This is a genomic window from Kordiimonas gwangyangensis DSM 19435 = JCM 12864 (assembly GCF_000375545.1).
Lineage (GTDB): Bacteria > Pseudomonadota > Alphaproteobacteria > Sphingomonadales > Kordiimonadaceae > Kordiimonas > Kordiimonas gwangyangensis.
The window spans coordinates 639,700-666,032 of record NZ_AQXF01000002.1; the positions used below are offsets into that span (position 1 = coordinate 639,700).

Consider the following 26,333-nt stretch of genomic DNA (forward strand, 5'->3'; position numbering starts at 1 on the left):
CCGTTATCACAAAATGAGGGGCCTTTTGCGCAAAGAAAAAGCCCGGTGTGTCCACCGGGCTTTTCAAATTCACAAACAGTGAAAAAGCGGGCTTATTCGCCTTTTTTCGCACCGTCTTCCATGCCAGCCATAAGGATGGACAGATCAACCTCTTCCGGCTCATCCGATTCAACAACCTTGCGCATGCCATGGATGATGGCTTCCATCAGATTGTCTGCCACCACTTTTTCGTCTGCAATCTCGCGCAGGGCAACGACAGGGTTTTTGTCATTGTCGCGGTCAACTTCAAGCGGAGCGCCGCTCGAAATCTGGCGAGCGCGCTGTGCAGCCGACAGAACCAGATCAAACCGGTTGGTGACTTTGTCTACACAATCCTCAACGGTAACGCGAGCCATGCTGTATTCTCCAAATTCTTGTTCAAAAGGGCGCGCCTGTGCGCCTGCCCTCGATACGAGCGCCCGCTTATACAGGGCAAGCATAAGCCTGTAAAGCGGTGAATCGCCCTATTTTGCGACATAGCCCGCGCCTTAGGCAAGTTTTTCGATGCCCTCGAACGCACCGTCCGCTTTTGCGTCAGCGGCCATGTCGCGCACTGTCTTGCCAAGCACCGGGTGCTGCCATGCAGGCGCGATATCGAGAAGCGGCGCCAGCACAAATCCGCGCAGATGCAGGCGCGGGTGCGGTACCACGGGCTCCGGCAGGATGGCCGCAGGGTCCGCGCTCCCAGCCACACTGCGCCACTGTGCAGCGTCCGGCAAGATAGCGTCACCATAAGCAAGCAGGTCGATGTCAAGCGGGCGGGCGGTCCAGCGGGCGGCTGGCATACGGCCGAACTCACGCTCGGTTTCCTGCGTGGCGGCTAGCACTTCATCAGCCGTCAGGCTGGTGCGGAAGTGGGCGGCGGCGTTCACGTAAGGCGGGCTGACAACACCTTCCTCCAAGGTCACCGCTGGCGTACGGTAGTGGGCAGATGCGCTCACAAGCTCAAACCCGCGTGCCTCAAGCGCCGCGACGGCGGCGGCGATCGTCGCGCGCGGCTCCCCCGCCGGGGACGGCAAGTTACCACCAAACGCAAGTAGTATTTGAGTTTTTGTGACAGCTATAACCATATAACAATTACTTGATCGCCCCCTTGTGGCACTGGACATATAACGCCATATTTACCATTAATTAACGGCGTGGCTGGATGCTTGTATTCTCTGCATTCCTGTTTTGTCACGCAGACTTATATTTTTATTTTATGATTGGACCAAGCGATGATTTTCTATCCCGAGGAACGCCTCGCGCTGTTCATAGACGGCGCAAATCTCTACGCGACTGCCCGTGCCCTAGACATGGAAATCGACTATAAAAGCCTGCGCGCCCATTTCTCGAAACAGGCCCGGCTCATTCGTGCATTTTATTATACCGCCATTCTTGAGGATCAGGAATATTCGCCGCTGCGCCCGCTTATTGACTGGCTGGACTATAACGGCTTCACCCTTGTGACCAAGCCTGTGAAGGAATTCACCGACGAACATGGCCGCCGCAAGATCAAAGGCAACATGGATATCGAGATTGCGGTTGATATGCTCAATATCGCCGAGGCGCTTGACCATGTAGTGCTGTTCTCCGGCGACGGGGACTTCCGCCGCCTCCTCGAGGCTGTGCAGCGTAAAGGCGTGCGCGCGACCGTCGTCAGCTCCAATTCCACGCAGCCTTCGATGATTGCCGATGAACTGCGCCGTCAGGCTGACCAATTTGTCGACCTTGAGGACCTGCGCGGCATCATTGGCCGCAAAGGTAGCGGCCACCGCCGCCCGGAAACGCCGGCATTTGACGCAGGGTTTGAGGAACAGCTTGAGAGTCAACACGCTTAAAAGCTCAAGCCAGAGCGAAAAAAGGCGGCCATCATTGCCGCCTTTTGTTATTTATGGCCCATGATCAAATCGTCCCGCACAGCAAAAGCGATGAAGCCGGAACCCGATGTAGGGTGCCGCAAGTGCCCGCGCCTTGTGAAATTCAGACGCCAGAACGAGAAGCTTTATCCCGACTATTTCAACGGTGCGGTCTCAAGCTTCGGCGACGCTGACGCCCGCATCCTTGTGCTTGGCCTCGCACCGGGCTTGCAGGGAGCGAACAAAACCGGACGGCCCTTCACCGGCGATTTTTCCGGCGTACTATTGTTCAAATGCCTTGCTACCATGGGCTGGACTGTGGGTGAAAACGGCAATCATGCCGATGACGGGCTGGCACTCAAGGATGTCATGATCACTAATGCGGTGCGCTGTGTGCCGCCTGAAAACAAGCCGACGGGGCCGGAGGTGAACAACTGCCGTCCATATCTCATGGCACGGATGCACGCCCTGCCCCGCCTCAAGGTCATATTCGCGCTAGGCAAAGTGGCGCACGATAGCGCTGTGCGCACGTTCGGCTTCAAGCTTGCGGACTATAAGTTTGCGCACGCCGCAGTACACCAACTCCCCAACGGTCTTACGCTCGTCGATACCTATCACTGCTCGCGCTATAATGTGAATACCGGCCGCCTGACCGAAGAGATGTTCATGGATGCACTGAAAACTGCAGCCCGCGCGCTTCAACCCTGACTGCAGACACGAGTACGGCGACAACCTGGGGGATTGTCGCCGCGCGTACTCGAAACTGAGAATATGATGCTTTACTCTATACTCTCGGGCCCAACCCGGGGGACTGCTCAGGTCCCGGGGAGCACCCCTTGACGGATAGCTGTTCCGCCGTAACTGCCCTAACGCTTGGGCGACGGCACCGCGAATATCCGGCAAATGATCGAGGGGAGGAACTTGCCTCGGACATTTGGTGCCCTTGTCCCGTGCGTCTGGCAACGCCCGGTACATCTCCATACCACCAGAAATTCCTTAAAATTCGCCTAAAGCTACCAGATATGCCAGAAACGGCTTATGATAGAATGACTTGGAAAAGCTACCGGGAATTGCAGCGCGCACAAAAACCGGATAGAATCGGGTTGGGGCTGACAGAAGGAAAACGGCATCATGACCGATACTGCCAGTATGGGGGAACAAATCCGCTTCCATGTCGGGGACACCATCTACGAGCAGGACAGCGCGTCAGACGGTGTGTACATGATTTTGGATGGCCAGGTCGAGATCTGGCGACATGAAGGCGACACCGGACACCATATTGCATCCTTAGGCGGCGGCGAACTTCTTGGTGAAGTCAGCGTTATTGAACGCAAGAACCATTCGGTAACCGCAAAAGCGTCCAAAGTTACCACTGCCCTTTTCATCTCAGCTGAAGCTTTCCGCAAAAGCTTCTCTGACCCGCTGGTGCGCCATGTGGTGCACACACTTGCCACACGCCTGCGCAGTTCCTATGCCATCAAGGAAGCGATTGAAGGCTCTACGGAACTGAAAGCCCACCACTTCAAAAGCAGCAAGCCCACGATTGAAGGACTATCCCGCGTGGTGGCAGACAAACTGCTGACATTTGTGGAACTGACTGAATTCCCCTTCACCATTGGCAACGTTGCCTCACGCGACGGGCACTGTGTCATCAGCCCGCTCAGCCTCAAGGTGCCGCTCAAAGGCGTATCCGAACTTGCAGACAATCATTTTGAGATTGTCCGGCGCGACGGCGCGTTGTGGGTGCGTGACCTTGGCGCGCCGCAAGGCACGCTCGTGAACGGTGAGAAGCTCGGTAAATATACCCTGAAAGCCACGGCGAAGCTGAAAGTTGGGCGTAATCAGGTCGTGGCTGGTGGGCCCGATAGCCCGGTGCGGTTCCTCATCAGTATTCCGCCAGCTGAGGATATCGACCTCGGCTAACCGAGGTCTTTCATCAGGCGTGCTTTCTGGCGGTCCCAGTCACGCTGTTTCACGTCCTCGCGCTTGTCGCGCACGTTTTTACCCTTGCCAAGGCCGATCATCACCTTCGCCCTGCCCTGATCATTGAAATAGATCTTGAGCGGCACAAGCGTGTACCCTTGGCGCTGGATCAAACCACCAAGCTTGCCAATCTCGCGGCGGTGCATCAGCAGTTTGCGCGGACGGCGCGGTTCGTGGTTGAAGCGGTTACCGTGGGAAAACTCCGGGATATAGGCGTTCACGAGCCAGAGTTCGCCGTCCTTTTCCTCGGCATAACTTTCACGGATATTGGCCTCACCCGAGCGCAGGGACTTCACCTCGGTACCCTGCAGCGAAATGCCGGCCTCATGTTCTTCCTCAATATGGAAAAGGTGCCGCGCCTTGCGGTTGTCGGCCGCCACGCGGTTGCCAAGCTTCTTGTTCTTGTCCGAATTTTTGTTCTTGCCAGCCATAAACGCTTTTATCCGAAGTTCACCGGCTCCAGCCCCAGGTCATTGATGGTGCTGGCGATAAAGGAACGTGCTGTGTCCGTGACCGGCAGCAGCGGCATGCGCACATCTTCACGGCAAACGCCAAGAAGTGAAAGCGCATATTTGGCCGGTGCCGGGCTTGGCTCCATGAACATGCAGCGGTGCAGGCCAAGCAGGCGGTCCTGCAGCGCGAGTGCGGCTTTATAGTCACCCGCCATGCAGGCTTCCTGGAACTGTGCACAAAGCGCAGGCGCCACGTTTGCAGTAACCGATATACAGCCGTGGCCGCCCATGGCCATGAAACCAAGGGCGGTTGCGTCCTCACCCGAAAGCTGGATGAAATCCGGCCCCATGGTGGCGCGCTGGCTTGCGGCGCGGTCAAGATCACCCGTCGCGTCCTTGAGGCCAACAATACGCGGCAGCTCGAACAGCTCCGCCATGGTTGACGTCGCCATATCGACAACCGAACGACCCGGGATGTTATAAATCACAATCGGCAGGTTGCTGGCGTCATGCAGCGCCTTGAAGTGGGCATAAAGGCCTGCCTGGCTCGGCTTGTTATAATAAGGGGTTACAACAAGTGCTGCGTCCGCGCCCACCTTCTCGGCGTGCTGGATGAGGCTGATGGCCTCGCGCGTGTTGTTTGAGCCCGCGCCCGCGATTACCGGCACACGGCCGTCCGCCACCTCAACACATAGTTCCACCACCTTGCGGTGCTCTTCATGGCTAAGGGTCGGGCTTTCGCCGGTCGTGCCAACCGGCACCAGACCATGCGAACCCTGTTTCACCTGCCAGTCGACAAACTTCTCAAAACGGTCGTAGTCAACGTCGCCAGTATCGGTGAACGGGGTCACAAGAGCGGGAATGGAGCCTTTCAGCATTGTCGGGGCCTCTTCAGGTGCAAAAATATCGCGCACCCTACAGCCCGCCCCTCAAAAGGGCAAGAGTATGTGCACGGCAGTTTATCTAACGTCACCGTATAGGTTTTGATTGTGGCAAAAAATGATATGTGCGCCGACCATACCCACCTGGGAGCAAGGACAATCGGCGCACACTTTCAGCATTCAAGGTTGGTCACCAGAGAGGTGAGCTTAGGACCAGCAGTTTTCCCCGGAAGTCGTCTGAAGCTTAGCGGCGTTTACCGCGTTCGCCCCAACCACCTTTCTTGCCAAAACGGTGATGTTTACCGGCTTCATCCATCTCAGCTTTGGTGACTTCACCGTCGCCGTTGGCGTCTGCACGTTTGAACATTTGCACCGCGCGGCTTGAGAATTCCTCAAGCGACACCTGCTCGTCACCGTCGCGGTCATGTTTGGCGACAAAACGGAGACGTGTGGGTTTGAAGCGGCCCTCGAAGTCGTCTTCGTCGAAGTCGCGACCGGCTTTCTCAGCGCGCTCGGCCATCTTCTCCATCCGCTTTTCCATGCGTTTTTCCATGCGCTCCGGCATCGGCATCTCTTTCGGGAGCTCCGCCAGCGTCAGGAAACCATCGCCGTTTGTGTCGAACTTGTCGAAGTGGGTTTTGACTGCAGCCATCATCTCGTCATGAGTGATGACGCCATTGCTGTTTTTGTCCAACTCCTTGAAGCGTTCACCTTTGCCGCCGCCCGCGAAGGACGCACCTGCGATCATGGTACCAAGAAGGGCTGCACTGATAATCTTGCCTGACATTTTCATTTTTAGGTTCCTTATATTCGTTTCAGAACGTTGTTTCTTAGTGTCTTCGCCGCGCCTCGCCGCTGCGTACACCCCTTCTACGGAAACGTGCAGTTATACCCTTCGCAGTCCGCTGATCACCGTTTTGTTACCGGCAAAGGGTGCGCCCGCTTGCCTAGCCCCCGTTTCTGCCCTACCTTCCCGCAATCAACACCAAAGGGGCCAACCGCAAGAATAAAAAGGGACTGAATTCATGCGTCTCACAGGGATCATACTGTCGCTTTGCCTGGGGCTGGGAGCTGCACATGCAGAAGCCGTCAAGCAGACCAAAGGCGACTTTGAGGATAAATTCCGCCAGCTCGAAGAGCACCTGCCAACACCGAACGTCTACCGCACAGGTTCAGGCGCACCGGGCCATGCCTACTGGCAGCAGGAAGTCGACTACAAGATCAAGGTAAAACTTGATGAGAAAAACCGCGCCATCAGTGGCAGCGAAAGCGTTGTCTACCAGAATAATTCGCCGGATACGCTGAATTACCTCTGGCTGCAGCTTGACCAGAACCGCTTCTCCAAGCACTCCGACGCCTATGCCACCATGGAAATGGGCCGCGAAGCTTCGAAGAAGATGTCTTTCTCGACGCTGCGTTTCCTTGCGCGCACGGAAGACAACGAGTGGGGTTTCAAACTGTCCAAGGTTAAGTCCGGCGGCAAGGACGTGCGCTACACCATCAACGATACGATGATGCGCATCGACCTTGATAAACCGCTCAAGCCGGGCGAGACCTTCAGCTTCGATATCGACTGGAGCTTCAACATCCCCGAGGGCAAGGCCATGGGCGCACGGGGCGGTTACGAGCCCTATAGCCGCGACGGCAACGATGTCTTCTTTATCGCGCAGTGGTTCCCGCGCCTTGCGGCCTACACTGACCTCGCCGGCTGGGAGCACAAGCAGTTCCTCGGCACTGGCGAATTTACGCTTGAATTTGGCGACTATGACGTTGAGATCACCGTACCGGCTGACCATATCGTTGGCTCCACCGGTACACTTCAGAACGCCAAGGACGTTTTGAGCGCGGACCAGCGCAAGCGTCTGGACGAAGCCAAGACCGCTGACCGCCCTGTTTTCATCGTCACCAGCGACGAAGCGCTTGAGAACGAGAAAGAAGGCACGGACAAAACCAAAACATGGCACTTCAAGGCTGATAACGTTCGCGATTTCGCCTTTGCTTCCTCGCGCAAGTTTGTCTGGGACGCACTTGGCGTGAAAATGCCGGAAAGCGGCCGCACGGTTATGGCCATGTCGCTTTACCCCAATGAGGCCATGCCGCTTTGGGACAAATATTCCACTCATTCGATTGCGCACACGCTCGACACCTACAGCCGCTATTCGTTCGAATATCCCTACCCTGTTGCATGGTCGGTGAACGGCCCGATCGGCGGCGGTATGGAATATCCGATGATTACGTCAAACGGCCCGAAGCCGGTGATCGAGAAGAAAGACGACGGCACAGAAGTTCGCACCTATACCAAACGGGCGAAATACGGCCTTATCTCTGTGATCATTCACGAGATTGGCCATATCTATTTCCCGATGGTGGTAAACTCTGATGAGCGTAACTGGGCATGGATGGACGAAGGCCTGAACAGTTTCCTCCAGAGCCAGGCAGAGCGTGAGTGGGAAGCCGACTATCCGTCGCGCTATGGTCGTGCCAAGGAGGCCATTCCTTACATGATCAGCCCGAACCAGACGCCGATCATGACACAGTCTGACAGCATCATTGGCTACGGCCCGAACGCCTACACCAAGCCCGCTGTCGCGCTCAACATCCTGCGCGAGACCGTCATGGGCCGTGAGCTTTTTGACTTCGCGTTCAAGGAATATTCCCGCCGCTGGAAATTCAAGCGCCCCTACCCGGCTGATTTCTTCCGCACCATGGAAGATGCTTCCGGCAAGGATCTTGACTGGTTCTTCCGCGGCTGGTTCTACACCACCGACCATGTGGATATTGCTATCACCGGCATGACCCACGCCCGTATCGGCACGCAGAATCCTGAGGTTGAGAACGAGTTCGACCGTCAGGAGAGCCTTGAGAACGAGCGTTACATCGCGGAAATGCGCAACAAGGCCGACGGTATGCCGCGCCGTGTTGACCGTTTCCCCGAGCTTCTCGACTTCTACAATGAAAACGATGATTTCATTGTCACCAAGAAGCAGAAAGACGCTTATGAAGGCATGCTGAAAGGCCTCGAGGACTGGCAGAAAGAACTGCTGAAATACGGCCACGAGCTGTATTTCATCGACTTCGAGAACATTGGCGGCCTTGTTATGCCGCTTGTGCTTGATGTCGAGTTCGAGGACGGCAGTCACGAGGAAGTCCGTGTGGCCGCTGAAATCTGGCGGGAGAGCCCCAGGAAAGCCACCAAGGTTCTTGTTCGCGACAAGAAGATCAAATCCGTGACGCTCGACCCCTATAACGAGATCGCCGACGCGGAGAAGGCAAACAATGTGTGGCCTCCGAAGCCCCATATGAGCCGTGTCGAGCTCTACAAGAACCGTGCCGAACAACGTAACCTGATGAAAGAATATCTCGATACTCAGGAAGCGGAAAAGGCAGACAAGCCGAAGGATTGATCTCACACAGATCGTAAACCTTGGGAAAGGGAGGCCATGCCTCCCTTTTTCTTATTTGGTCACGCAATTGCCCTAAAATATTTGTTAAGCCGGTGCGGTATAGATTGGTGCGACAGCTTGGCAGGGTACGGTATAATTCCTTGACAAAAAGGACACGGTAGGGTCCTTTCCGGCACAGGGATCGGAGGTAAAAAACAGGCTCGATGACTATTCGCGCGACGCTCAAGGTAGGATTGGGACTTGGGACTCTCGCCCTTCTTCTATTGACGAAGGTGGCAGACGGCCCGGTTGTCGGCTCTATTCTGTTTACCGGCGCTGTCTTGATGGCCGGTGGCCTTACGGCCCTTTTGATCCGCGAAAATATGTTGGCAGCCGCCGCGACACCCGGCCACAAAGCCAAAATCGACCCCGACGCCCTGCCTGACGCCGTGATTGTCTCCAGCGTCAATGGTGGCATCACCGTCCTGAACCGCAGCGCCTTCACGCTCTTCGATCTCGACGAGGAACCGACCCATATCAAGACCCTGTTTGAAGACTGGCACCGTATGCTGACGGACCGGTCTCAGGCAGACCAGGTGGTTGAGGCCGTTCTCGCCTCCCCCGATATCCAGTTCTCTGAAATGCTTTATCTCGCCGATGGCCGCACGGTTGAGCGCACAACGCGCCCCGTGCCCAAGAAGGGCGAACGCCTCTGGATCCTGCGCGACATCACCCATATGCAACTGGCTGACAGTGACAGCGCGATGCACCGTTCCATGGTGGAGGCGGATGCCGCGCGCACAGCGGAACTCGCTGAACAGCTATATCACGCAAAGGCCGAGCTTGAAGCCAAGCAGGCGGAGCTTACCCGCCTCGCCAACACAGATTCGCTGACCGGCCTCCTGAACCGCCGCCGCTTCACTGCGCTTGGCGAAAAAGCAGTGACGGACGCGACCATGGGGTCCGAGATCTGGGTTGTGATGATGGATATCGACCATTTCAAACGCATCAACGACACCTATGGCCATGCCGCCGGCGATGTGGCCATCCGCGATTTTGCGAACATTGTCAGTGAAGCCGTGGGTGAGCGCGGTTTTGTTGGCCGTATGGGCGGCGAAGAATTTGCGGTTATCCTTCCTGGCTTCAATCAGGATGAAACCATTACACTCGCGGAAAAAATTCGCCGCGCCACAGCGCATCACCAGACCGTTAGTGACAACGAAAAGTTCCGCTTCACTGCCAGTGTCGGTGTCGCACAGTGGATGCCGCGTGAGGTGACCATCGAACCCGCGCTCGACCGCGCTGACCAGGCGCTCTATAGCGCCAAGGCTTACGGCCGCAACCGCGTGGTCGGCTTTGAATATGCGTCTGTTTAGAGGAATACTCATAGTGCACCAGCTCCTCCGCCTTCGCCATGCCCTTGTGGCTGCCGCCCTTATGCTGCTGCCCTTTGCTGCCGCGACTGCCCACAATGTCTATGCGACCTTCACCTCCATTGAATGGAACGCGAACGACAATTCGGTGGAACTGGTGATGCAGATGCACGCGCACGAGCTTGAGGCGCACTTGTCGCTTGATCTGAATGAACGCCTGACCTTCCTCAACGAAGACGATTTCCCCAAGCTTGAAGCGGCTGTAGGCCCCTTGGTGACAAGCAAAACCGCACTTGAATTGGACAGCGACTATGCCGAAATCAATTATCTCGGTATGGAGATGCAGGGCCAGACCGTATTCATCTACATGGAAACCAATTGGCCCAAGGCACCCAAATCCATCAAGTTCATGAACGCATTGTTCCTTGATGAACTGCCGGGACAGAATAATTCCGTGATGGCGCAGGTGAACGGTGTGCGCAAGGCCGGTGAAATCCTTTCCGGCACCGGACCGGTATTGATGGAATTCTAACCGCGATCACCACTTGCTTGCCACAATCTGCGCCATTATTGTTTGCTGGCACAACAAAGAGAATGACCATGTCAAAAGCAAAAACAACACTGACAGCAACCGTTGCACTTCTCGCGGCCCTGAGCACAGCACCAGTGCACGCTTGGGCCGATGATCCCGTGCTTGTGGCACAGGACAGCGCTCGCATGGCTGGCGGCGCCCGCTACTGCAAAGCCGATGAAGAACTGGTGGACGAATATATTGGCCGCAGCGAAGGCAAATTGCGCGCGCTCGCAAAAGATGAATACGAAAAAGTTGTGCTGCAGATCGAATTCAAGAATCTGATGACCGCAGCCAGCGCCAAGGAGCCCGAAGGCGGTTGCAAGGCTTTCCTGCCATTGTTTGAACAGGCCGTCAAAAGCGAACGCTAGGCGCCGTTTTCCCTGAAAATTCCAATCTTTGCGACAGGCTGTGTGCCTCCCGCGACCGGGGGGTATGCACGGCATTGACACATCATGCCTGATCGGTCGAAACTCAGTCCTTCCTGCGCGGATCGTCACAGGCTGTGCAGGCTGGGGGCTGGCCAAAAGGCTACAATAACAACGACAGGAGACACTGGGTGAACGAGCTCAATAAACGCATTCAGGCACTACTTGCGGGGGTCGCGCTCAGCGCCATGACCATCGCCGTTCCAGTTTATGCACAGGATGAGAAGCCTGCAAAACCGGCTCAGGCCACGCAGGACGAAGAAGCGGCGCCCGATGAGGCGAAAGCGGAAGAAGACAAAGCGTCGGACGAGGACAAATCCGACAAGAAGAAAAAGAAAAAAGAGAAAACCATCGCCGACCTCGTTGAAGGCAAAACCGCGATGGACGGCCTTTTCAAACTGTATCAGGACCCTGAAAAAGGCGACCTGATGATGGAAGTGCGCGCCGACCAGTTGGGCAAGGAATTCATCTATTTCTCCCACACTGCCGACGGTGTTGTTGAAGGTGGCCATTTCCGTGGCCAATACCGCCAGCAGAAGGTGTTCAAGATCGAGAAACACTTCGATCAGATCGAGTTTGTCGAGGTAAACCCTTATTTCTACTTCGACCCTGATAATGCCATTTCCCGCGCGGCAGACGCCAACATCAGCAATTCCAGCATTTCGGTGCACAAGATCGCAGCCAAGTCCGAGGACGGCAACAGCTACCTGATCAAGGCCGATGATCTGTTCACGGATGAGACCTTTGACCAGGTCAAGCCAAGTGGAGACCCGCGCCAGAAGCCTTGGGAATCCTTCAACCTTGGCAAGCTGTCATCTTCCAAAACCAAGATCGACGAAATCCACAACTACCCTGAAAACACTGCTGTGGTGGTGGACTATGTCTATTCGAACCCAAGCCCTCAAAACTACGGCAACTGGTTTGACATCACAGACGCCCGCAACGTTACCGTAAAGGTGCAGCACACTTTTGTTGCGATGCCGGAAAATGATTTCAAACCGCGGTTCGATGATGCCCGTGTCGGCTATTTCCTTGATTATGTGAACGACATGACGAGCCGCGACGCGGCCCCGTGGCGTGACATGATCAACCGCTGGCATCTGGTCAAGAAAGACCCGAGCGCGAAGGTATCCGAGCCGGTAGAGCCCATCGTCTGGTGGATTGAAAACACCACGCCGACCGAGCTTCGCCCGACCATCAAAAAGGCCGTTGAAGCCTGGAACATCGCCTTTGAGGAAGCCGGTTTCAAGAATGCTGTTGTGGTCAAGGAACAGCCTGATGATGCGGATTGGGACGCGGGCGACATTCGCTATAACGTGCTGCGCTGGACCTCAAGCCCGCAGCCGCCCTTCGGCGGCTATGGCCCAAGCTTCACCAACCCGCGCACGGGCCAAATCCTTGGTGCCGACATCATGCTGGAATATACGTTTCTCACCAACCGCATGAACGCGTCCAAAGTGTTCGAGAGCGCGGCCCTCGGCCTTGAAGCGCAGAAAGCTGCAGACAAGGAAACAGCATCCTTCATGGAACGCCTGCGCGCGCATGAGCGCAACTGTAACATGGCGGGCCATCTGCAGCTCAACAACCTTGTGGGTAAAACGCTGAGCTCTGTGCTGTCTGTCGGCCCGCAAGCCAGCGAGAAACTGGTGGAAGAATCGATCTACTACCTGATGCTGCACGAAGTGGGGCATACACTTGGCCTCAACCACAACATGAAGGCCACGCAGGCACGCGCCTACAAGGAAGCCTATGACATCTCCAAGCAAGGCAATGGCCTTGCGGGGTCTGTCATGGACTACCCCAGCATCAACTTTGCCCCTCCCGGCGAAAAGCAGGCGCACTATTACACCGTGCGTCCCGGCGACTATGACATCTGGGCCATCCAGTTCGGTTACGATCCCGAGCTTGACGACCCTGTGAAACGGGAAGCGCACCTTGCGCGCTCGACCGAGAAGGCACTGGCGTTTGGTAACGACGCGGATGACATGCGCACCGCCGGCAAGGGTATCGACCCCAGCGTGAACATCTACGACATGACCGACGATGCCGTTCAGTTCGCGGAAGACCGCCTGAAGCTTGAGCAGGAAGCCCTTGGCAAACTTCGCCAGAAGTTCGCCGCGAATGGCGACAGCTATCAGGAACTGCGCAACGCCTACCTGATCCTGACCGCCGATATGGCATGGCAAGGCCGTGTAGCATCCCGCTACATTGGCGGTATCTATGTTGACCGCGCGGTACAAGGACAGGGCGGCGCCAAGGCGCCCTACCGCCCTGTACCGGAAGACAAACAGCGCCAGGCCATGAAGCTGCTGCGCGACTATATATTCGCGCCCGATGCTTTTGCGGCTGATGCGTCGCTGCTGCAGTCGCTTGCGATCCAGCGTCGTGGTTTCTTCCACTTCGCAGGCACTGAGGACCCGAAGGTGCATGGCCGCGCCGCTGCCATTCAGGCGGATATCCTCAATCACCTGCTGCACCCTGTTACCATGATGCGTATCACCGACAGCGCGCTTTACGGCAACAGCTATACCCTGACAGAGATGATGGGCGACCTGACAGCAGCCATCTTCCAGGATGACAGCCGGGGCACGGTCAACAGCTTCCGGCAGGAACTGCAGGTGATGTATGTGAACGCACTGATCAAGATCCTGAATGGAACGGACCATGACTATATCGCGCAGTCAAACGCCTATGCGAACCTGAAGGAACTTCGGGGAGACATGGCGCGCTGGCGTGGTGACGCGGCAACCCGCGCACACCGTGACCATATCGCCTACCTGATCGACAAGGCCTTGGAAGTAAACAAGGGCTAAAGATTTAAAATATAATAAGAAACGGCGGCCTCGGCCGCCGTTTTTGTGTGTGCAACAGGTGTGCGCTTTGTGTGCAGCGTTAGCGCACGTAGCTGGCACCATTGATATCAAACGTTGCGCCTGTGGAATGATCGCACAGACCCGAGAGCAGGAAGGCCGACATGTTGGCAATATTCTCAGGCGGTGCGGCCTCCCCTGTCGGGATTTCATCCAGCATCCATTCGTTACCCGGCTCGTAGGCGACGGCAGCCATATCGGTCTTCACCCAACCGGGCGCGATTAGGAAAGCGTAGATGCCTTGCCGTGCATAGGCCCGCGCAATAGAGCGCATGAGCGAGACAACAGCCCCCTTGCTAGCGGCATAATGCATATAGTCAGGCCCATCACCGCGGAAGGCTGCCCGGCTGGCGATGGTGACAATGCGACCCTGCCCGCCTCGGCTCTCGAAATGCAGGATCGCGCGACGACACAGGTCCGCCACGGCCTGAACGTTCACAGCCATGATATGGGCCCAATCCGCCGCCCATTTGCTGTCCGCGCTATCAAGCGGCGTGTCGGGCATTACCCCGGCATTGTTGACGAGGCCTGTGATATCGCCCTTGAACGCCAGTGCCTGATGCCAGAGCGCATCCGCGGCACCCGCCTCCCCAAGGTCGGACTGAACGGCCAGTAGCCTGCCTGCCCCATATTCACTTGCCAAGGCATCAAGCTCGCCCGGCGCCCGCGCATAGGAGCCAATAACATTGGCACCAGCCATGAGTAGCGCACGCGCAGTCGCCGCCCCAATGCCGCGCGAGGCACCGGTCACAAGAATAGTCTGGTTTTCTAGATTCATTGTAAGACTGGACATACTGACACTCCCTGATTTGGCGTCAGTATAACGAGTGGATCAGACTTGGCTACAGGCTCGCGACATGAGAGGCCCTAGTGGGTATTCAACCATTCACGTGCCTGGCGCTGTGCTTCGGCGATTTGCAATGTGTCCATGTCTTTGGCCAGTTCGCAGCGGTCAACAGCCGCGCGGCGAAGACCCCGGATAGCGGCGAGGTTGAACCATTTGTGCGCCTGCACAAAATCCTGGTCCACGCCGTGGCCGGTTGAATACAGAAGCCCAAGGTCATAGAAAGCGTCAGCAGCGCCCGCTTCAGCCTTGGCCAATCGCTCGGTCACATAGTCATATAAATCTCTGTCCTTTTGACCCATTTTGAGTGCTCCGTCCATTTTTCGGGCGCGCAAACAAGCGCATTCCCTGTCACGGTAGAGACCGTAACCCGAGGCAGGCAGGATGTTGTTATATGGCGGACTTTATAGTCGCGTCGCCTCTCATGGGCGCGCTTTATGAATTGAGCATATCAAAAAAATCGGCGAACCGGAACAACAAGCGCACCCATGGGGTGCATTTATAAGGAGCATAGGTCAGATAGTGGCGTAGAGCGCGGTTTGATGTTCGATCGCGCGGCCTGCGGGGAAGACAACCTGGGCCGTTGTGCCTACGCCAACCGTGCTCGTGAGCGTGAACGCACCGCCATGGGCATCCATGAAGGCTTTCACCAGCGGCAAGCCAAGCCCTGTGCCGTCATGCTTGCGGGCAAGGCCCGTATCCGCCTGTACAAAAGGCTGCATCACACGTTTCATTACATCCGGCGTCATGCCCGGACCACTGTCCGCGATCTGGAATTCGATACATCCGTCCCGGTTCAGCCGGTCATAGACTCTCACGACAGAACCGTTGGGCGAGAATTTGATCGCATTCGAGATCAGGTTGATCAGCACCTGTTTGACCACCTGAATATCGGCATGCAGGTCGAAATGATGCCCGCCGGACTTATGCTCGATCACAATACCCCGCGCTTTGGCCATGCCTTCCATCATACGCACCACCTGCCCTGTGATCTCCCGCGGGGACTCGTAATCCTCCCTCAGAACAAAAGCGCTGGCTTCGAGCTTGGAGAGATCGAGGATCGAGTTGATCATGCTCAGCAGATGTTTGCCGCTATCACGAATGTCGGAGATATAGCCACGATGGTCGCGGATATCCCGGCCACGCACATCTTCGGACATGATAAACTCCGCAAAGCCGATGATGGCATTCAGCGGTGTACGCAGCTCATGGCTCATGTTCGCGAGGAACTGGGTACGGGCACGTGTCGCGGCTTCAGCCTCCATGCGCGCGACCTCAAGGTCCTTCATCCGCCGCTCGGCACGTTCCATATTTACTTTGAGGAGCGTATAAGCTGTGCCGATGCCAACATAAACACCATCCTCCACCACAATAAAGCCTGCCTGCAGGCTGTCCTTGTTCTCACCCACCAGCGCGCGGTTGAGCTGGTCGAGCGCGACATTGTTTTCAATAATCAGCGGGTTGGCGTCCATGATTTGGGCGACAGGCCGATTTTCATAAAGGGGGCGGCCATAGCGGTCCGCAAGGCGAATGAGGAAATCGATGCGCTTGAGAAGGCCAACAGGCTTGTCCCCGGTCACAACAGGGATGGCAACGAGATCAGGATCTGTATGGAAACGCTCATAAACCTCACCACATGTGGCATGTGGCGGCACCGGGATTATGGGCATGGATATGATATAAGGCTTACTCATACAGGCTCTTCCTAGACTAGCAGTCAAGATGCCGGGAATTCGTTACGGCCTCATGACAAAGCCTGAGCACGCTCAAGAAAAAGAAAACACTATCTGCCGGGCGGGCCTTGCCCCTGTTCATCGCCTATTCAGCCGCATGTGTCATAGTGCACGCAAAGTACCAAACCGCCTTCAAACTGCCGCTTTCCCGTCCAAAACTGGGGAATGAGGCCAGCGAGGAGCTGAAAAGCATGATGAAAACAAAATCCAGACTGGTAGCCCTAGCGCTGCCACTTGCCCTGATGACAACGGCATGCAGCCAGAATATGTCACCCCATTCCTATGAAGGCCGTGCCGTCGGTGAGGCCCGCCGTGTTGAGCGCGGTGTGGTTGAAAGTTACCGCTGGGTCGAAATCCGTGGCGAAAATAGCGGTGTGGGCACCGCGGTCGGCGTGGGCGTTGGCGCGGCTGCTGGTTCCACTGTCGGCAACAGCGGCGCAGAGAACATCATCGGCGCCATCGGTGGTGCGCTGCTCGGTGGCCTTATTGGTAACAGCGTCGACAAGTCTTCCAGCAAATCGAGTGGCTTTGAATATCTTATCCGCACCGAAAGCGGGGCGTTGATCTCGATCGTACAGGAAGACCGTCATCCGTTTGCAGACGGTACGCCGGTTGTTGTGGTTTTTGCCCGCGACCGCAGCCGCGTGATCCTGGATCACAGCGCCTATGAAGACAATCGCGGCGTGGAAACCAGCAGCCGCGACACGCGCTACCGGGACGTACCGCCGATGGAGCCTTTTGACGAAGATGACGTGATTGAACCCAAGGGAAACTGATTCACTCGCCCTCTTTGCTTAGCGTTCCTAACATTGACAAAACGGCTGGTTTTCCAGCCGTTTTTCTTATGGCCGGTACCGCGCGAGTAGCCCACCACCCTGCACAGCCAAACAAAAAGGCGACCGAAAGGTCGCCTTGATGTGACTTCTAAACCTGCACGCTTTAATTGGCGTATTCGACGATCCAGCGGCGGCAGACATAGTTGCCAGCCCGTACATCGTATTCGATACATTTGCGAACCTCGGCACCTGACGGTGCTGAGTATGTTTCGTTCTCGTAACGATAGGCGTCGGCATCTACATCGTTGTAGTAATAGTTGTCGTCCGCGCTGTAGCGGTAGCTGGACACCGTCCTGCTGTTGCTGCGGGCGATTGAGTTACCCACCGTCGCGCCCAGAAGCGAACCGACAACAATGCCTGCCGTACGGTTACGGCCACCATCGATTTCCGAGCCAAGGATACCGCCGATTACGCCACCAAGGATGGTGCCAGCCACCTCGTTCCCCGAATTCGAGGACGAATAGGTCGTGTGGTAGGTAGGCTCGTTATAATAATAGTTGGTGGTGTAGCCATGGCTCAGGCCCGGGCAATAGCCGCCATAGTGATAGTGGCTGTGGTGCCCGTTCCAGGCCCAATGCGCACGCGCATGCCAGTAGCCGGAATAGAACGGCCAGTCACCGTAGCTATAGTGACCATAATAGTTGTGGCGACCCCAGTAGCCATAGGGATAGGTACCAAAACCGATATAGACATTTGTCCGGCTGCGACCGCGATAGCCATGGTCACGACGGTCACGGTGATCATAGCGGTGATCGTTGCGGCCACGGTCATGGTCGCGACCGCGATGACCATCCCGCCCGCCACGATGATCGTTACCGCCACGACGATGGTCGTCGTAGCTCACGTTGCGGTCATTACGGTTGCCATAGCTTGTCGGCACACTATTGGTGCGGCGCTTATAGTCCGTATTGAAGGCGTTGCTGCCCATCACATCGCGCCGGTCAACCGGACGCGTGCTGTTGCGCGCAACACGTGACGTATCAGTGGTGCGACGAACGTTGCGCACATCGCGTGACTGGTCACGCCGTACGTCACGGTTCACACGAGACGTGGTGTCCCGGTCACGCACCGGCATTGGCCGTGTATGGTTGAATTCTTTATTACGGTTCGTGCGCGTGCGGTCCTGCGCGCGCTCCACGTTGCGTGGCCGCTCTGCCCGCGACACATTACGCGGCGTGTTACTGCGCTGCGACACGTCACGGCGGTCATTATTACGGTATTTGCCGGACTGTGCGGCAACATCGCGGCGGTCAGCACGCTGCGGGCGCGCTTCGTTACGCGGCGCACGCTGCTGTTTAGCCTGCGGTCGCGAGGGCGCTTCCTGGCGCGCACGTTCGCGGCGATCTTCTTTCTTGTCTCGGTCTGCAAATGATGCCGTGCTCGGCACGATCAGCATCGCTGTCGTCAGTAGGAGTAGAGATTTTCTCAGCATTTCAACCTCCGTTATCATTGCAGAAATCTTAGCGGGCTGAAACTGAACGGTGCATGAACCTGATTTGCGAAATTTTGGAAATATTTTCCAAGGTCCAGCACATTCCCCCATCTCACCTTAACCGGCCATACTGTGGCGAGCTCTTGTGGCTCTTCCCGGCGCAGGTGCATCTGCATCCATCATCAGTTTTAAGATGATAACCTGAAAAGGCAAAATTGTGGCAAATTATTCCAGATTCGCGCCCGAGGCACACAAGACCCGAAAATACACGCAATAACAGCGGATTAGCGTAACTCGGCAGCTTATTTCTTGCGGGAGCCAAGCCAGTGTGCGTTGAACGGCAGCGGGTGCGCGGGGTTGTAGACCATGTCATCACCGCGCCGCCATGCTTCATCGCGGCGGCGGGCTTCCTCTTCGTCGATGTCTTTGCCAACACCACCAAGCGCAAGCCCGGCACCCAGAAGGCCAAACACCACCGCTTCCGCTGGGCCGCCGATTTCGTCACCAATAAGGGACCCTGCGAGACCACCGAGGCCCACGTCAACAAGGCTTATGCCGTCACCTGACGTGCGGTAGCTTCTTTCAGCACGCATGCTGAGGGGCACGAGCCCCTCTGGTGCTGCCGCCGGTAGCGACGTGAAGAGCGAGCACCGTTCAGCGTCACAAAGGCGCTGTGCATCCTCAAAACCCGGCGCAGCGTCCTCTGCAAGCACAGGACTTGCAGCTAACAGGCAGGCTGAGACGATCGCAATGTTCATGGTGTTCACGGTTTTCGCTCCTTATCCACCTGACCATTATAGCACAGTCGCGGCAGAAATACGGCAAGGAAGCTGAAAAAGAAAAGGCCCGCCAAAGCGGGCCTCATAATCTGTATTTTGTACCGGATGCCTAGCCGTCCAGCTTCGGCTTCAGGAGCTGGTTGACGAGGCCCGGGTTGGCCTTGCCGCCCGTTGCCTTCATCACTTGGCCAACGAAGAAGCCGATCAGTTTGTCCTTGCCGGCGCGGTATTGTTCGAGCTGGCCCGGGTTTGCCGCGATCACTTCATCGATGATCTTTTCGATCTCGCCAGTGTCGGACACCTGCTTGAGGCCTTTTTCCTCAACGATCACGTCTGCGTCCTTGCCGGTCTCGAACATGATCTCGAACACGTCCTTGGCGATGCGGCCGGAGATGGTGCCGTCCTCAATGAGTGCCAGCAGATCAGCGCCTTGTGCCGCCGATACCGGGCTTTCGGTCACGGACTTGCCTGCCTTGTTGAGCGCACCAAAGAGGTCACCTGTGACCCAGTTCGATGCCTTGGCGGCCACGTCCTTGACGTCCTTGCCAACTTTCTTCGCGAGGGCTGCGATCAGGTCCTCGAAATAGTCGCACGACTCTTTCTCGGCCACCAGCACGCTGGCGTTATAGTCCGGCAGGCCAAGTTCCTCAACGAAGCGGGCTTTCTTGTGGTCAGGCAGTTCCGGCAGGCTTGCGCGGGCAGCTTCAATGAAGGCGTCGTCAAACTCAACCGGCAGCAGGTCGGGGTCCGGGAAGTAGCGGTAATCGTGCGCTTCTTCCTTGGAACGCATCGAGCGTGTTTCGCCCTTGTTCGGGTCAAACAGGCGCGTTTCCTGGTCTACCTTGCCGCCAGCCTCGATGATATCGACCTGACGCTGCGCTTCATATTCAATCGCCTGACGCACGAAACGGATCGAGTTCACGTTCTTGATCTCGCAGCGCGTGCCAAAAGGCTCGCCCGGGCGACGCACGGACACGTTCACGTCGGCGCGCATGCTGCCCTGCTCCATGTTGCCGTCGCAACTGCCGATATAGCGCAGGATGGTGCGAAGCTTGGTGAGGTAAGCACCGGCTTCCTCGGGGCTGCGCATATCCGGCTTGGAGACGATTTCCATCAGCGCCACACCAGAGCGGTTCAGGTCCACATAGGTATATTGCGGATGCTGGTCGTGCATCGATTTGCCCGCATCCTGCTCAAGGTGGATACGCTCGATACCGACTTCCTTGGTCGAGCCGTCTGCGAGGTCGAGCGTTACCGTGCCCTCACCCACAATCGGATGCTTGAACTGGCTGATCTGGTAGCCTTGCGGCAGGTCAGCGTAGAAATAGTTCTTGCGGTCAAACACCGAGAATTTGTTGATCTGCGCACCAAGCGCGAGGCCCGTACGCACCGCCTGGCGGATACACTCAGCGTTGATTGTCGGCAGCATGCCGGGCATGGCCGCGTCTACGAGGCTGACTTGCGCGTTCGGCTCCGCACCGAATTCAGTCGCCGCGCCCGAGAAGAGCTTCGCGTTCGAGATCACCTGCGCGTGGACTTCAAGCCCGAGCACGATTTCAAAATCACCGGTTGCGCCTTGTACGATATATTTACCCATGACGCTTACCTCCACCACTCTTCAGGTTTCGCCGTGAAGCCTGCGGCTTCCTCGATCACACCCGATACTTTCAATACTGTTTCTTCGTCCCACGCCTTGCCGAGGATCTGGAGGCCAAGCGGCAGACCGTTTGCGTCGAGGCCCGCAGGCACGCTCGAGCCCGGAATACCGGCAAGCGACGCCGGCACGGTAAACACGTCATTGAGGTACATGGCGATCGGGTCGTCCGACTTTTCACCGAAGGCGAAAGCCGCGCTTGGTGCTGTCGGTGTCAGGATCGCGTCCACTTTCTCGAATGCACGCTTGAAGTCGTCGGAGATAAGTTTCCGCACCTTCTGCGCCTTGAGGTAATAGGCGTCATAGTAGCCAGCCGACAGCACATAGGTGCCGATCATGATGCGGCGCTTCACTTCGTCACCGAAACCGGCGGCGCGGGTCGCTTCATACATGTCGACAAGGCCACCGCCTTCAACCGTCTCACGCAGGCCATAACGAACGCCGTCATAGCGCGCGAGGTTCGAGGAAGCCTCAGCCGGTGCCACGATATAATAGGTCGGCAGTGCGTATTTGGTGTGCGGCAGGTTGATGTCGACAACCTCAGCACCCGCAGCTTTCATCCACTCGATACCCTGATGCCACAGCGCTTCGATCTCAGCCGGCATGCCAGCGAGGTGATATTCCTGCGGGATACCGATTTTCATGCCGCGGATATCGCCCGTCAGCGCCGCTTCAAAGTTCGGCACCGGCAGGTCAACGGAGGTGCTGTCCTTCGCGTCAAAGCCCGAGATGCTTTCAAGCATGATCGCGCCGTCACGCACGTCGCGGGTGATGGTGCCAGCCTGGTCAAGGCTTGAGGCAAAGGCCACCATGCCGTAGCGCGAACAACGCCCGTAGGTCGGCTTGATACCAAAAGTGCCGGTGAAGGCAGCAGGCTGGCGGATCGAACCACCCGTGTCAGATGCCGTTGCACCCATCGCGCAGTAACCGGCGACAGACGCCACCGAACCGCCCGAGGAACCGCCCGGCACGAAGTCATTGTTGGAGCCCTTTGCGCGCCACGGGTTTTTCACCGGGCCGTAGTAGCTCGTCTCGTTAGAGGAGCCCATGGCAAACTCGTCCATATTGAGCTTGCCGAGCATGACAGCGCCGTCATCCCAAAGCTTCTGGGAAACCGTGCTTTCATATTCCGGCTTGAAACCGTCAAGAATGTGCGAGCACGCCTGCGTGTGCACACCTTTGGTCGCGAACAGGTCCTTGATGCCAACCGGAATACCGGTCATGCCTTTTTGCCCGCCCGCCTTGATCATAGCGTCGGCCTTGTCTGCCATTTCAAGCGCCATCTCCGGCGTTTTGGCGACATAGGCATTGAGCGCGTCGGCAGCTTCCACCGCGCTGATGTACGCTTCCGTCAGTTCGCGGGCAGAAATATCGCCCTTTTTCAGCAGATCGCGCGCTTCCGCGATCTTGAGTTTCGTCAGGTCAGTCATTGGCCAGTCCTACTCGATCACTTTGGGGACGGCGAAGAAGCCGTATTCACCGCGCGGCGCATTCTTGAGCACACTTTGCTGCTTGTCGCCGTCGGTTACCTCATCGGCGCGCCAGCGGAGCTTGGCATCCACCACGCTCGACATCGGCTCGATATTGTCGGTGTTTACTTCGTCAAGCTGCTCCACCCAGCCAAGGATGTTGTTGAGCTCACCGGCAAGCGGCTCCAGCTTTTCGTCCTCAATTTTAATGCGTGCAAGCCGGGCAATCTTAGCCACGGTCGCCTTGTCAATGTTCGACATGAAAATTCCCTATGAACTGTCAGGAAAAACCGTTGAATTCTGCGCGGAACTTAGCGCCTGAACACGCGTACGGCAAGCGGGAATGCACGGTGTGCGAAAGTTTACTCGGGCACCAGCGCCATCAAAGCCGATCAAGCCGCCCGTAGGCGAAAAAATGGCTGATCATGCTGCCGTCAGCGGAAAGCGGCAGATAAAGGATATTCAGGCGAACATGAGGCGGCGGGCCCGTGCGTTCCTCGCTACGGCCAATGACGCCCTGCCCGCGTTTTACCGATGCATCAAGTGACGCGATAACGCGGTTGGCGACTTCTTCCTTATGCACATCGCGTACACGTTTGCCGGTGACATCGTTATAGGCAGCTGCAGCTTGCGAACCGTGGAGCGTGACCCTGGCGTCACAAACACCGCCGCCCTCACCCCAGATTGGTTCAAGAAGAGCCACCCAAGGTAAATAGTCCTTGAGGTCGGATGGAGAGACATCAGACCGACTATTGAACTGCCTGCCGCCGCGTTTGCCCTCAAAATAGCTGAGAATATGGACGAAGTCCGCACCCAGCTTGGGCGCTACATCGGTGCCATGCAATTCATAGTCACCAAGACCGTAGCCTTCCTTCTCACCAATCCCGTCAATGTCTGTATCGAAAGAAGAAATGAGGACCTCCCTATTGGCGATCGGTGGTCCTGGCACCGCCTGTTCGCCAATAGGGAAAATACCGCCCTGCGCCTACACCGTCCACATGTTTCAAAAACTTCACGTCACAGCCATGTGTGTACTCCGATTTCTCCTTGATTTAATGTCCTGTACACCGCCAAATCGGCCTCATGAATGACACACCAGACCAGAAGCCCATCACCATCCGCGCTGCGCGCCCTTCGGACGCCGCCGCCCTCAATGCCTATGTGCGCGCCATCTATACTGAGGGCACCGGCATGATCACGCGCCCCGGTGAGTTCCGCGCCTCGACCCTCAGGCAGCGATTCTGGCTCGCGCGGAAAGGTGTGAACCCTGACGAGACCTGCTTGCTCGCGTTTGAGGATGACACCATCGTGGGTATGCTGGAATGCTGGACAGATAAACGCCAGCGTGTGCGCCATAGCACCACCATCGCCATGTCGGTACACGCAGGTTTCAGAAAGCGCGGCATTGGCAAAAAACTACTTTTGCATTTCGCTGATTGGGTGCAAAAGCATGCAAGGCTTGAACGCATTGAACTGCACGTGCATGCGGACAATTTGGCGGCACTGGCGCTGTACCGGTCCATCGGGTTTGTCCTTGAGGGAACACGGCGCGGTGTGATCCGGTATGAAGACGGTACCGTCACCGACGACCATATCATGGCGTTCTGGCCAAAGAACGATAAAATGACCCCACCGCGTGGGCACTGAAGGGGAGAGAGATCATGGCTAAACACAAGACCGCACCGGCAGCCAAATTCCTGCTAGCAATCGCAGGCGTTATCGTGCTGATCCTGATTGCCGGGGTGCTGTTCACCTCGAACGAAAGCACCATGATGAAATGGGCGTTTGTACCAAGCCATGAAATCGCCACCGAAGAAGCAACCGAAGCGCCAGATTATTCCAGCGAAACGGCATGGGCCGCACGCCCGGGCATGAGCACAAATGCGCTTCTGCTGCCAGAAGGTATCATGCAAACCATGCAGGTGCCGGAAGCCGACGTATTCTATATCCACCCCACGACATATCTTTCAAAAGAACGCTGGAACGCCCCGCTTGACGGTGACGAAGCAGCCCTTGGCCGCCGCGCCAACTTTGCCCTCAAATATCAGGCCAGCGCCTTCGGCCTCGCGGGGCAGGTTTATGCACCAAAATACCGCCAGGCCGCCTTCGGCGCCTTCTTTGACGACAGCGGCCAAGGCGTTCAGGCGCTCGTCAAAGCCCACGCTGACGTGCTGGCGGCGTTTGACCACTATATGGCAAACGACAACGATGGTCGGCCTTTCATCCTTGCGGGCCACAGCCAAGGCGCGCTGCATGCCCTTCTGCTGCTCGCCGAACGCATTGCCATCAACGAAGACCTCAAGGAACGCATGATCGCGGCTTACATCATCGGCTGGCCAGTCAGCCTTGAAGGCGACCTTGCCCCTCTTGGCGGCATTGACGCGTGCGAAAGCCCCAAAGACACGGGCTGTGTGGTTTCGTTCCAAAGCTTCTCGAAGGACGGTGACCCATCCGGCATTCTCGAGATGTTCGCCAAAACGCCGGGCCTGAACGGCAAACCGCGCGCGGGCACCACTATGCTCTGCACCAATCCGCTCAACTGGCATGTGGGCGCGAAGGCACCGAAGGACGCCAATCTGGGTGCTGTTGAACTGGTATCGGGTGCTGAAGGCATCGCCGCACCTACCCCAGGCCTTACCGGCGCACGCTGTGGCCAGCGCGGCATCCTTTACCTGACCGAGCCACCGCAAGGCAGCTGGCGCGAGTTCATGATGACGGGCGAGAACTACCACGCCTATGACTATAACCTCTTTTACATGAACATCCGTGCGAACGCCGCAAACCGTGCCAAAACGTGGCTGGAGACGCACCGGTGAGTGTCGTAACCAGCGTTCGGGAACTGAAAGACCTGCTGCCGCGCCGCGCGCGGCTTCTGGGGCTTGATATTGGCTCAAAAACCATCGGCCTCGCCCTTTCAGATACCACGCTGACCATCGCGACACCGATGGAGACCATCAAGCGTACCAAGTTCAAGGACGATGCCGCGAAACTGCTGGATATTGTGCAAAAACAGGGCGTTGGTGGCTTTGTTCTTGGCTGGCCCGTCAATATGGACGGCAGCGAAGGACCGCGCTGCCAAAGCACCAAAGCCTTTTCGGACAACCTTGCAAAACTAAGCGACCTTCCCCAAATATTTTGGGATGAGCGCCTTTCTACTGCCGCAGTTGAGCGTACGCTCATCGAGGCGGACAGGAGCCGTGCGCGGCGGAAGGAACTCGTCGACAAAATGGCGGCCGCCTATATTTTGCAAGGAGCCCTCCATGCGCTTTGACCCCAACCTCGACGCTGAATCAGCCCCCAATATAGACCACCTGCTGCGCGCCAATTTCCCGACAGAATTTGAAGCAAACCTTGTCTCCGGCCTGCGTAATTCGCGCAAGATGTGTGCGGAGCATGGGCTGTGGGACCATGGTTCGCTGGTGGGATATATCGGTTATACTCGCGTGCGCATAGAAGGTGTGGACAGCAAACGCCAGATTTGGGGCCTTGGCCCGATGGCAATTGATTCCGCGCACCAGCGCCAGGGCGTGGGCAGCAAATTCCTCACTGAGAGCCTCGATTATATCGAAGTTGATGCGGTTGTGCTTGTCGGCCACGCAGAGTTTTATGCCAAACACGGTTTTCGCCCTGCATCGGAATTCGGCCTCACATACGGTGACGACAGCACGCGTGAGAGCGCCTTTTTTGCGCTCGAATGCTGGAAAGGTGCGCTTGACGGGCACGCAGGTCACGTGCTCTATGAGGACGCCTTTTACCGGGAGTAGACTT

27 protein-coding genes are annotated in these 26,333 nt (G+C 56.9%); 13 read left to right on the forward strand and 14 right to left on the reverse strand.

The features are described 5' to 3' along the window. Window positions 1-92 precede the first annotated feature (92 nt). The gene (gene rpoZ / locus B150_RS23615; RefSeq protein WP_025896584.1) at window positions 93-395 is read right to left on the reverse strand and encodes a DNA-directed RNA polymerase subunit omega; all 303 of its coding nucleotides are present in this window, start codon (window positions 393-395) and stop codon (window positions 93-95) included. Window positions 396-527: 132 nt separating this feature from the next. Continuing rightward, window positions 528-1,109 carry a 2-amino-4-hydroxy-6-hydroxymethyldihydropteridine diphosphokinase gene (folK, locus tag B150_RS0108010; protein WP_020399389.1) on the reverse strand — a complete coding sequence of 194 codons (582 nt, stop codon included), beginning with the start codon at window positions 1,107-1,109 and terminating at the stop codon, window positions 528-530. Window positions 1,110-1,256: 147 nt separating this feature from the next. Here folK and B150_RS0108015 point away from each other — a divergent pair, with 147 nt between their 5' ends. From B150_RS0108015 to B150_RS0108025, 3 genes are all read left to right on the forward strand, one after another. Continuing rightward, complete coding sequence (locus B150_RS0108015; RefSeq protein WP_020399390.1) at window positions 1,257-1,859, forward strand: LabA-like NYN domain-containing protein; 603 nt, start codon at window positions 1,257-1,259, stop codon at window positions 1,857-1,859. Between the two features lie 90 nt (window positions 1,860-1,949). Beyond that, window positions 1,950-2,585 (forward strand): uracil-DNA glycosylase, encoded by a 636-nt coding sequence (locus tag B150_RS0108020; RefSeq protein WP_035922500.1) that lies wholly within the window; start codon window positions 1,950-1,952, stop codon window positions 2,583-2,585. A 423-nt stretch (window positions 2,586-3,008) separates the two neighbouring features. Further along, complete coding sequence (locus B150_RS0108025; protein ID WP_020399392.1) at window positions 3,009-3,800, forward strand: cyclic nucleotide-binding domain-containing protein; 792 nt, start codon at window positions 3,009-3,011, stop codon at window positions 3,798-3,800. On the opposite strand, the gene smpB is transcribed toward B150_RS0108025, so the two are convergent. The 3 genes from smpB to B150_RS0108040 all read right to left on the reverse strand — a co-directional run bounded on the left by smpB (window position 3,797) and on the right by B150_RS0108040 (window position 5,986). Then, window positions 3,797-4,291 carry an SsrA-binding protein SmpB gene (smpB, locus tag B150_RS0108030; protein WP_020399393.1) on the reverse strand — a complete coding sequence of 165 codons (495 nt, stop codon included), beginning with the start codon at window positions 4,289-4,291 and terminating at the stop codon, window positions 3,797-3,799. The two genes, B150_RS0108025 and smpB, sit on opposite strands and share 4 nt — an antisense overlap. 8 nt (window positions 4,292-4,299) lie before the next feature. After that, window positions 4,300-5,190, reverse strand: a complete 891-nt coding sequence (gene dapA / locus B150_RS0108035; RefSeq protein ID WP_026168273.1) for a 4-hydroxy-tetrahydrodipicolinate synthase — start codon at window positions 5,188-5,190, stop codon at window positions 4,300-4,302. A 247-nt stretch (window positions 5,191-5,437) separates the two neighbouring features. Continuing rightward, window positions 5,438-5,986 carry an EF-hand domain-containing protein gene (locus tag B150_RS0108040; protein ID WP_020399395.1) on the reverse strand — a complete coding sequence of 183 codons (549 nt, stop codon included), beginning with the start codon at window positions 5,984-5,986 and terminating at the stop codon, window positions 5,438-5,440. Window positions 5,987-6,218: 232 nt separating this feature from the next. Between B150_RS0108040 and B150_RS0108045 the strand changes: the two genes are divergently transcribed. The 5 genes from B150_RS0108045 to B150_RS0108065 all read left to right on the forward strand — a co-directional run bounded on the left by B150_RS0108045 (window position 6,219) and on the right by B150_RS0108065 (window position 13,761). Then, on the forward strand, window positions 6,219-8,597 hold the full coding sequence (locus B150_RS0108045; protein WP_020399396.1) for a M1 family metallopeptidase: 2,379 nt from the start codon (window positions 6,219-6,221) through the stop codon (window positions 8,595-8,597). A gap of 203 nt (window positions 8,598-8,800) precedes the next feature. After that, complete coding sequence (locus B150_RS22275; protein WP_081611367.1) at window positions 8,801-9,952, forward strand: sensor domain-containing diguanylate cyclase; 1,152 nt, start codon at window positions 8,801-8,803, stop codon at window positions 9,950-9,952. A gap of 13 nt (window positions 9,953-9,965) precedes the next feature. After that, on the forward strand, window positions 9,966-10,481 hold the full coding sequence (locus B150_RS0108055; protein WP_020399398.1) for a DUF6702 family protein: 516 nt from the start codon (window positions 9,966-9,968) through the stop codon (window positions 10,479-10,481). 68 nt (window positions 10,482-10,549) lie between these two features. After that, the gene (locus B150_RS0108060; protein ID WP_020399399.1) at window positions 10,550-10,891 is read left to right on the forward strand and encodes a hypothetical protein; all 342 of its coding nucleotides are present in this window, start codon (window positions 10,550-10,552) and stop codon (window positions 10,889-10,891) included. Window positions 10,892-11,079: 188 nt separating this feature from the next. After that, a complete protein-coding gene (locus tag B150_RS0108065; RefSeq protein ID WP_020399400.1) occupies window positions 11,080-13,761 on the forward strand; it encodes a zinc-dependent metalloprotease in 2,682 nt (893 codons plus the stop codon). A 79-nt stretch (window positions 13,762-13,840) separates the two neighbouring features. On the opposite strand, the gene B150_RS0108070 is transcribed toward B150_RS0108065, so the two are convergent. The 3 genes from B150_RS0108070 to B150_RS20190 form a co-directional block, all read right to left on the reverse strand. After that, the gene (locus B150_RS0108070) at window positions 13,841-14,611 is read right to left on the reverse strand and encodes an SDR family NAD(P)-dependent oxidoreductase (protein ID WP_202899797.1); all 771 of its coding nucleotides are present in this window, start codon (window positions 14,609-14,611) and stop codon (window positions 13,841-13,843) included. Between the two features lie 74 nt (window positions 14,612-14,685). Then, window positions 14,686-14,964 carry an SEL1-like repeat protein gene (locus tag B150_RS0108075; protein ID WP_020399402.1) on the reverse strand — a complete coding sequence of 93 codons (279 nt, stop codon included), beginning with the start codon at window positions 14,962-14,964 and terminating at the stop codon, window positions 14,686-14,688. Between the two features lie 213 nt (window positions 14,965-15,177). Then, window positions 15,178-16,356: a sensor histidine kinase gene (locus tag B150_RS20190; protein WP_020399403.1), complete on the reverse strand. Its 1,179-nt coding sequence runs from the start codon at window positions 16,354-16,356 to the stop codon at window positions 15,178-15,180. Window positions 16,357-16,586: 230 nt separating this feature from the next. Between B150_RS20190 and B150_RS20195 the strand changes: the two genes are divergently transcribed. Continuing rightward, complete coding sequence (locus tag B150_RS20195) at window positions 16,587-17,171, forward strand: glycine zipper domain-containing protein (RefSeq protein WP_155859981.1); 585 nt, start codon at window positions 16,587-16,589, stop codon at window positions 17,169-17,171. A 163-nt stretch (window positions 17,172-17,334) separates the two neighbouring features. Here the strand turns inward: B150_RS20195 and B150_RS22280 are convergent, their stop codons facing one another. The 6 genes from B150_RS22280 to B150_RS0108115 form a co-directional block, all read right to left on the reverse strand. Further along, window positions 17,335-18,663 carry a glycine zipper 2TM domain-containing protein gene (locus tag B150_RS22280; RefSeq protein WP_155859982.1) on the reverse strand — a complete coding sequence of 443 codons (1,329 nt, stop codon included), beginning with the start codon at window positions 18,661-18,663 and terminating at the stop codon, window positions 17,335-17,337. 302 nt (window positions 18,664-18,965) lie between these two features. After that, window positions 18,966-19,430, reverse strand: a complete 465-nt coding sequence (locus B150_RS0108095) for a hypothetical protein (protein WP_020399405.1) — start codon at window positions 19,428-19,430, stop codon at window positions 18,966-18,968. 121 nt (window positions 19,431-19,551) lie between these two features. Beyond that, the gene (gatB, locus tag B150_RS0108100) at window positions 19,552-21,039 is read right to left on the reverse strand and encodes an Asp-tRNA(Asn)/Glu-tRNA(Gln) amidotransferase subunit GatB (protein ID WP_020399406.1); all 1,488 of its coding nucleotides are present in this window, start codon (window positions 21,037-21,039) and stop codon (window positions 19,552-19,554) included. A 5-nt stretch (window positions 21,040-21,044) separates the two neighbouring features. Next, a complete protein-coding gene (gene gatA / locus B150_RS0108105; RefSeq protein WP_020399407.1) occupies window positions 21,045-22,526 on the reverse strand; it encodes an Asp-tRNA(Asn)/Glu-tRNA(Gln) amidotransferase subunit GatA in 1,482 nt (493 codons plus the stop codon). Window positions 22,527-22,535: 9 nt separating this feature from the next. Then, window positions 22,536-22,826, reverse strand: a complete 291-nt coding sequence (gene gatC, locus B150_RS0108110) for an Asp-tRNA(Asn)/Glu-tRNA(Gln) amidotransferase subunit GatC (protein ID WP_020399408.1) — start codon at window positions 22,824-22,826, stop codon at window positions 22,536-22,538. Window positions 22,827-22,947: 121 nt separating this feature from the next. Beyond that, a complete protein-coding gene (locus B150_RS0108115) occupies window positions 22,948-23,514 on the reverse strand; it encodes a PAS domain-containing protein (protein ID WP_020399409.1) in 567 nt (188 codons plus the stop codon). 134 nt (window positions 23,515-23,648) lie between these two features. On the opposite strand from B150_RS0108115, the gene B150_RS0108120 reads away from it, so the two are divergent. From B150_RS0108120 to B150_RS20205, 4 genes are read left to right on the forward strand one after another with little or no spacing between them, the layout of a single operon-like run. Beyond that, complete coding sequence (locus B150_RS0108120) at window positions 23,649-24,212, forward strand: GNAT family N-acetyltransferase (protein ID WP_020399410.1); 564 nt, start codon at window positions 23,649-23,651, stop codon at window positions 24,210-24,212. Window positions 24,213-24,226: 14 nt separating this feature from the next. Further along, window positions 24,227-25,381, forward strand: coding sequence for a DUF3089 domain-containing protein (locus B150_RS0108125; RefSeq protein WP_020399411.1), 1,155 nt, complete (start codon window positions 24,227-24,229; stop codon window positions 25,379-25,381). Continuing rightward, on the forward strand, window positions 25,378-25,836 hold the full coding sequence (ruvX, locus tag B150_RS0108130) for a Holliday junction resolvase RuvX (protein WP_020399412.1): 459 nt from the start codon (window positions 25,378-25,380) through the stop codon (window positions 25,834-25,836). The genes B150_RS0108125 and ruvX overlap by 4 nt, the downstream gene beginning before the upstream one ends. Continuing rightward, entirely contained in the window at window positions 25,826-26,329 is a 504-nt protein-coding gene (locus tag B150_RS20205; RefSeq protein ID WP_020399413.1) for a GNAT family N-acetyltransferase, read from the forward strand. The genes ruvX and B150_RS20205 overlap by 11 nt, the downstream gene beginning before the upstream one ends. The last annotated feature ends 4 nt before the right edge of the window (window positions 26,330-26,333 follow it).